This window comes from Nocardia sp. NPDC003345, from assembly GCF_053589395.1.
In genome coordinates this window covers 1-6585 of sequence record NZ_JBSFRU010000346.1, presented here as the reverse complement: position 1 = coordinate 6585, position 6585 = coordinate 1, and the positions used below count along the sequence as shown (strand labels likewise).

Below are 6585 nucleotides of genomic sequence, written 5' to 3'. Positions count from 1 at the left end.
CGCCAGGGCGCACCCGCTGGGGCCGGATATCGACCTCGGGGCCGAGTAGCCCGATACCGGTGGTGTTGACGAACACTCCGTCGCCGTGACCGGCGTCGACGACCTTGGTGTCCCCGGTCACCAGCGTGACCCCTGCGCTCAGTGCGGCGGTACCCATCGCCTCGGCGACGCCGGCGATCGCGGCGAGTGCGGTGCCCTCCTCCAGAATGAAGGCGGTCGAGAGCACCAGCGGCTGGGCACCCACCACGGCCAGATCGTTGACGGTGCCGTTGACCGCGAGCTCACCGATGCTGCCGCCGGGAAAGACGAGCGGCTTCACCACAAAGGAGTCGGTGGAAAACGCCAGCCGGGTATCGCCGGCGGTCACCACCGCCGAATCCCCCATGCCGGCGTCGGCGGCGGCGCCGAAAGCCGGCAGGAACAGGTGTGCGATCAGATCACCCGACATCGCTCCACCACCGCCGTGGCCCATGACGATATTCGGCGAATCACGCAGCGGCAGCGGGCACACCCACCCGTCCGCGTCGATCGTCACCGGGGCCTGTGCGGCTCGATCATCGCCCATGAGCCACCTCCGCGGGCAGGTCCAGCCGCCGGTACAGGTAGTACGCCGCGCACGCCCCCTCCGCGGAGACCATGGTGGCGCCCAGCGGATGCCGCGGGGTGCACTGGGTGCCGAACGCGGCGCATTCGGGCGGTGTGATCAGGCCTTGGAGCACATCGCCCGACCGGCACACCGACGATTCGGCGGTGTGCAGCGCACCGACCGAGAACCGGTATTCCGCGTCGTAGTCGCGGTAGCGTGGCGACAGCCGCCATCCGCTGCCGGGGATAACGCCGATCCCGCGCCACGCCCGATCGGTGACCTCGAAGACATCGTCGAGCATCGCCTTGGCAGCCGGGTTACCCGGCGCCGTGACCGCACGCGGGTAGGCGTTCTCCACCTCGTGCCGTCCGGCCTCGAGCTGGACCACGGCGCGGCGGATCCCTTCGAGAATGTCGAGCGGTTCGAATCCGGTGACCACCATGGGCACCCGGTACCGCCGCGCCAGCGGCGGATACTCGCCGGTGCCCATGACCGTGCAGACATGGCCCGCCAGCAGGAATCCCTGCACCCGGCGCAGCGGCGATTCCATGATCGCGGCGATGGCCGGCGGTACCAGCGCATGCGAGACCAGCAGCGAGAAATTCTCGATTCCGAGCCGCCGCGCCTGGTAGACGCTCATCGCATTGGCCGGGGCCGTTGTCTCGAAGCCGATTCCGAAGAATACGACCTGGCGATCGGGGTTGGCCTTGGCGAGCTCCAGCGCGTCCAGCGGCGAATACACCACCCGCACGTCGCCGCCCTCGCTCTTGACCCGGAACAGATCCTTGTCGCTTCCGGGCACCCGCAACATATCGCCGAACGAACAGAAGATCACGCCGGGCGCCGCGGCGATCCCGAGGGCCTTGTCGATCACTTCCAGCGGGGTCACACAGACCGGGCAGCCGGGTCCGTGGATCATCTCGATCCGGTCGGGCAGCAGCTGGTCGATACCGTGCCGGACGATCGAGTGGGTCTGGCCCCCGCACACTTCCATCAACGCCCAGCGCCGGGTGGTGGCGGCGCGGATCCGGTCGAGCAGATACCGGGCCGCCTCGGGATCGCCGAACTCGTCGAGATACTTCATGGCATAGCCTCCGGGTCCTCGGACCGGCCGGTGGTTTCGGGGTCGGCGAGGCCGGCCTGCCGGGCCGCGGTGGCGAAGCCGGCGCCGAATTCCTCGTTCAACACCCCGAGGTGCTCGAATTCGGCCAGGGTCGCCAGGGCGGACTCCTCGTCCAGGCGCTGGATCGCGAACCCGACGTGGACGATGACATAGTCACCGATCGCCGCGTCGGGGATGTACTGCAGACATACCTCTTTGTGCACGCCACCGAAATCGACGACCGACATCATCGTGCTGTCACGTTCGTGCAGGCTGAGCACCTTTCCGGGAACTGCCAGGCACATATCTTCTCCTTCCGCTCAGCCGGCCGCGGCAGCGAGCACCTGGCCGAACGCCAGGCCGCCGTCGTTGGGCGGCAGCCGGCGAGGACAGAGAACGGTGAAACCGTGCTCGAGCAACCGGACCCGGGCCCCGGACAGCACCGGGGCGTTCTGGAACACACCGCCCGAGAGGGCAACGATCCGCGACACGGCGGCATGACCGAGCGCGATCTCCAGCACCAGGTCCGCGACGGCCGCCTGGAACCGGGCGCCGATCACCCCCGGCGGGACCCCCGCGGTGGCGTCGGCGACCACTCCGGCGATCACTGGTGCCGAATCGATCTGTGCCGGGTTCGTCCCGGTGCCGACAGCGAACCGATAGCTCGCCGGACCCGGCTCCGCGTTCCGGGACGCTCCCTCCAGTTCGATCGCGGCCTGCGCTTCGTAGTCCACGATGTGGCGCACCCCGGCAAGTGAGGACACGGCGTCGAACAACCGGCCCATGCTGGAGGTGGGTACACAACCGAAACCGGTATCGAACTGATGGGCCAGTACCGCGCGTTCGTCGGCGGGGCAGGCCGAGACCGAGGCGATACGCGGCGACCAGTCGATTCCGGCCGCCCGCAGGTGTGTCAGCGCCATGCGATAGGGGCGGTGCACACTGATATCACCGCCGGCCAGCGGAACATACTTCAGATGCGCCAGCCGCCGGTACCCGCGGTATCGGGCCGCGAGCACCTCCCCACCCCAGATCGCGCCGTCCGGCCCGAAACCCGTGCCGTCGAAGGCTATTCCCAGGACGGTGCGGTCCGGGTCGAGGCCGTGTTCCCCCATCACTGCGGCGATATGCGCGTGATGATGTTGTACCGCTCGCACCGGCCGGAACCCCGCGCTGCGACGAGCCCAGCCGGTTGATCGGTACCCGGGATGCGCGTCGGCTGCCAACCGCCCGGGTACCACGGCGGTCAGCGCCTCCAGATGGGCTTCGACGGCGTCGAAGGCGCGCAGGGTGGCCAGATCGTCCATATCGCCGATGTGCTGACTCGGCCAGGCGCGGCGGCCGTCGGCCACCACACAGGTGTTCTTCAGATCGCCGCCGACCGCCAGGGTCGGCGGTACCGGAAACGGCAGCGGAATCGGCAAGGGGGTGTAGCCGCGGGACCGGCGTACCGGCATCTCCACGCCGTCGGCCCAGCGCACCACCGAATCGTCGCACGGCACCAGGATCCGGCGGTTGTGTGACAACCGCGCGTCCGCGAGACCGGCCAGCCTGGTGCGGGCGTCGTCGTCCTGATGGCAGATCGGCTCACCACCCCGATTGCCGGAGGTCATCACCAGTGACCGCGGGCCGGGCGGATCACCGGGAAGTCCGAACAGCAGCACATGCAGCGGTGTGTAGGCGAGCATGACACCGAGATCCGGGTTGCCCGGCGCCACGGACTCGGCGGGCAAGAGCCCGAACCCCGTTCCTGCCTCGCCTAGGTCCCCGGGGCCTGTCCGCCGGGGCAGCAACACGATCGGCCGGGCCGGGCTCGTCAGCAGGGCGGCTGCCCCGGAATCCACCCCGGCGATTGCGCGTGCGGTCGCCAGATCCGGCACCATGACGGCAAACGGCTTGCCACCCCGCCGCTTACGCCGCCGCAACTCCGCGACCGCGGCCTCATCAGCGGCATCGCAGGCGAGATGGTAGCCGCCGATACCCTTCACGGCGAGGATCCCGCCCGCGCGCAACAGTGCCCGCGCCGACCCGACCGCGTCACCGGTGCCCGGCCCCGAATACGCCAGCGTGGGCCCGCACCTCGGGCAGGCGATGGGCTGCGCGTGAAAACGCCGGTCGGCCGGGTCGGTGTACTCCTCGGCGCATTGCTTGCACATGGCGAAATCGGCCATCGAGGTACGTTCGCGGTCGTAGGGCAGGCTCGCGATAATGGTGAAACGCGGTCCGCAGTTCGTGCAGTTGATGAACGGATGCCGATACCGGCGATCGGCCGGATCGGCCAGCTCCCGCGCGCAGTCGGCGCAGAGGGCAATGTCCGGACAGGCCAGCGTCCGGCCTCCGCCTCCAGTGGTGCCTGCGATGCGGAAGGCGGTTTCACCGCGGGGCGCGAGATCGGTCCGCTCGATCCCGTCGATCACCGCCAGCGGCGGCGGTCGGCAGTGCAACCGCTCGGTGAACGTATCCAGCGCCGCCGCCGCGCCCTCGATCTCCACCACGACCCCGCTGCTGTCATTGCCCACGCTGCCGGACAATGACAATTCGGTGGCGGTGGTGTAGACGAAGGGCCGGAAGCCCACCCCCTGCACCACCCCGCGCACCAGCAGACGCCGCCGCTGCCGTCCGGCCGTCACCGCGATTCACCCGGCGCGGCAGACGCGGCGCGGGCGCCCGCCTCGAAGCCGGACGACCTGGATGAGCGCATCCCCGCCAACGACTCGTACCAGCGGTCGAGGCCCTCGCCCGTCGTTGCCGACACCGGCAGGATCTCGAGGCCCGGACGGAGCGCACGCGCGTATCCGGCGAACGCCGACGAGTCGAAATCGACGAACGGAAGCAGATCGATCTTGTTGACCAGAACCAACGCGGCCGCGGCGAACATATGGGGATACTTCAGCGGCTTATCGGCCCCCTCGGTCACCGAGACGATCACGACCTTGCCATGCTCCCCCAGGTCGAACAGGGCCGGGCAGACCAGATTGCCGACGTTCTCCACGAACAGCAGGGTTCCCGGCTCCGGGTCCAGGGCCGAGAGCGCGCGGGCGGTCATCTCGGCGTCGAGATGACACCCGGCGCCGGTGTTGACCTGCACCGCCCGGGCTCCGGTCGCCGTGATCCGTTCGGCGTCGAGCACGGTCTCCTGGTCGCCCTCGATGACCGCGATGGGGATATCGCTCAGGTCCCGGATGGTCCGTTCCAGCAGCGTGGTCTTACCCGCACCGGGAGAGCTGGTGAGGTTCAATGCCACGATCCCGTGCCTGCTCAGCCACTCTCTGTTGTGCTGGGCCAGGTGGTCGTTCTTGGCGAGCACCTTCTGCTCGAGGCTCACGGTTTCGGTCGCGGACAGGTGCACGTGACGCGAACCGTCCGCGTGCTCATGGTCCCCGTGCTCGGGCGCGGGGCCGGGATCGTGCTCATGACGCTGCACGCGGCCCGGTCCCACGGTGATCACATGCGCCGTGTTGTTTCCGCACCCGCAGGTTGCGCACATTCTCGGCTCACTTCCATCGACCGGATTCGTAGTTCCCGCCCCGACCGGATCTCGATATCGGCGCTACCGCAAGAACACAGCGGCACCAGGTCGCCGGTAGGAAAGCCGGTCCCACAGGCACGGCAGCGGGCCGACCCCGGGACACACCGGATATCGAGACTCGCACCCTCCGCGAGGGTGCCTTCCGCGGCGAGGTCGAAGCAGAACCGCACCGCCTCCGGTACCACGGCGGTCAGCGCCCCGACCTCGACGGTGACGCTGTGCACCCGCCGCCCCGCCGCGTGCTCGCACACCACGTCGACGACACTCTGTGTGATCGCCAGCTCGTGCATCGGTTCGTCCCGGTCGAGGCGTGCGAGGCCGCCGAGCGGCATCACGAGACGGGGCGCGCATCGAGGGACAGAATCTGTTCGAGCGGCAGACGGGGTGTCCGCGCCGGCGGCGAATCCCGCTGTGGCAGACCGCCGATCCGGATCAGGATCTGCGGTAGATTCCGCTCCCCCACCATCGACCGGATCAGGGCACGGCTGCGCGCCATCTCGGTCAGGTTGGTCAATGGGCACGTCGCGTACCCGGCCACGGTCGCCTCGAGTAGCACGCTCGACAGCACCTCACCGCAACGCACGATGTCGGAGGCAGTGTCCGATGCGGTGGACAACACCAGGACAGCGGCGTGGTCATCCTCGGTCTCGGTACACCGGCCGGGCTCCGTGGATTTCGCCGGGAACGGCCGGTTGATCGCCACCCGATCCTGTTCGCCGCGCCCTACCAGCGCGCCACTGGGCACGCCGGTGGCGCTGATGACATGCCCCGTCCACCAATGCAGTTCCGCGTGGTAGTCCGAGTCGTACCGCCGGAGTGAGGTGGCCATCCGGGCCGCGTGTGCCAGGGCCGGTCTGCTGTTCTCGGGCAGTACATCCACCACTGCGTCCCCGGGCTCCGATATCGACTGCAGAATCCCCTCGAAATCCGCCCAGCTCTGCGGTGCCGCGAGCGGTAGTCGCTCGGTATAGCGCCGCTGGACGGCCTCGGCGCGCGCGCGTTCGGCGTCGGTGACGATCACCGACCGATGGAAAGTGATGTTCGCCAGGTGGTTGCGTTCATTGGGGTTCGGGAACCGATCGACCGAGGGCCGCCACCCCGCGGCCGCCACCGCGACCCGCAGATGGTCCAGTGCGGCACCGCAGCTCAACAGCAGCTGCCGGCCACCGCTGTCGGTTGTCGGCAGCATCCGCTCCGGTACGGCGTACAACCGTAGCGTGTGCCCGTCGTACCGCCACAGCCAGGGCTGACTGTTGTGCAACGACGGCGCCCGCCCCGCGAGACGGACGGCGCGCTCGACCACTGCCGGTGCCGGTCCTGAATTCATATACCCGACGGTAGGCACGTGTGCCCGGGCTGTATGGAGTC

Annotated in this window: 7 protein-coding genes; all 7 read right to left on the bottom strand. The window is 69.1% G+C overall.

The window, feature by feature from the left end; all coding sequences use genetic code 11:
• A partial coding sequence (locus tag ACWDU1_RS27455; RefSeq protein WP_450002834.1) for an AIR synthase related protein occupies nt 1-565 on the bottom strand: 565 nt, incomplete at its 3' end.
• Nucleotides 555-1670 (bottom strand): hydrogenase formation protein HypD, encoded by a 1116-nt coding sequence (gene hypD, locus ACWDU1_RS27450; protein ID WP_450002832.1) that lies wholly within the window; start codon nt 1668-1670, stop codon nt 555-557. The genes hypD and ACWDU1_RS27455, both read right to left, overlap by 11 nt.
• Nucleotides 1667-1993 carry a HypC/HybG/HupF family hydrogenase formation chaperone gene (locus ACWDU1_RS27445; protein WP_450002830.1) on the bottom strand — a complete coding sequence of 109 codons (327 nt, stop codon included), beginning with the start codon at nt 1991-1993 and terminating at the stop codon, nt 1667-1669. The genes hypD and ACWDU1_RS27445 overlap by 4 nt, the downstream gene beginning before the upstream one ends.
• Before the next feature lie 15 nt (nt 1994-2008).
• A complete protein-coding gene (gene hypF, locus ACWDU1_RS27440; protein WP_450002828.1) occupies nt 2009-4318 on the bottom strand; it encodes a carbamoyltransferase HypF in 2310 nt (769 codons plus the stop codon).
• On the bottom strand, nt 4315-5175 hold the full coding sequence (hypB, locus tag ACWDU1_RS27435) for a hydrogenase nickel incorporation protein HypB (RefSeq protein ID WP_450002826.1): 861 nt from the start codon (nt 5173-5175) through the stop codon (nt 4315-4317). Before hypB ends, hypF begins: the two co-directional genes overlap by 4 nt.
• A complete protein-coding gene (gene hypA / locus ACWDU1_RS27430; protein WP_450002835.1) occupies nt 5133-5507 on the bottom strand; it encodes a hydrogenase maturation nickel metallochaperone HypA in 375 nt (124 codons plus the stop codon). The genes hypB and hypA overlap by 43 nt, the downstream gene beginning before the upstream one ends.
• Nucleotides 5508-5548: 41 nt before the next feature.
• Complete coding sequence (locus ACWDU1_RS27425) at nt 5549-6544, bottom strand: Acg family FMN-binding oxidoreductase (protein ID WP_450002824.1); 996 nt, start codon at nt 6542-6544, stop codon at nt 5549-5551.
• Nucleotides 6545-6585 lie beyond the last annotated feature (41 nt).

Coding starts and splice junctions, on each gene's coding strand:
- ACWDU1_RS27445 (WP_450002830.1), bottom strand. CDS start 1,993: ATGTGCCTGGCAGTTCCCGGAAAGGTGCTCAGCCTGCACGAACGTGAC.
- hypA (WP_450002835.1), bottom strand. CDS start 5,507: ATGCACGAGCTGGCGATCACACAGAGTGTCGTCGACGTGGTGTGCGAG.
- hypD (WP_450002832.1), bottom strand. CDS start 1,670: ATGAAGTATCTCGACGAGTTCGGCGATCCCGAGGCGGCCCGGTATCTG.
- ACWDU1_RS27425 (WP_450002824.1), bottom strand. CDS start 6,544: ATGAATTCAGGACCGGCACCGGCAGTGGTCGAGCGCGCCGTCCGTCTC.
- hypB (WP_450002826.1), bottom strand. CDS start 5,175: ATGTGCGCAACCTGCGGGTGCGGAAACAACACGGCGCATGTGATCACC.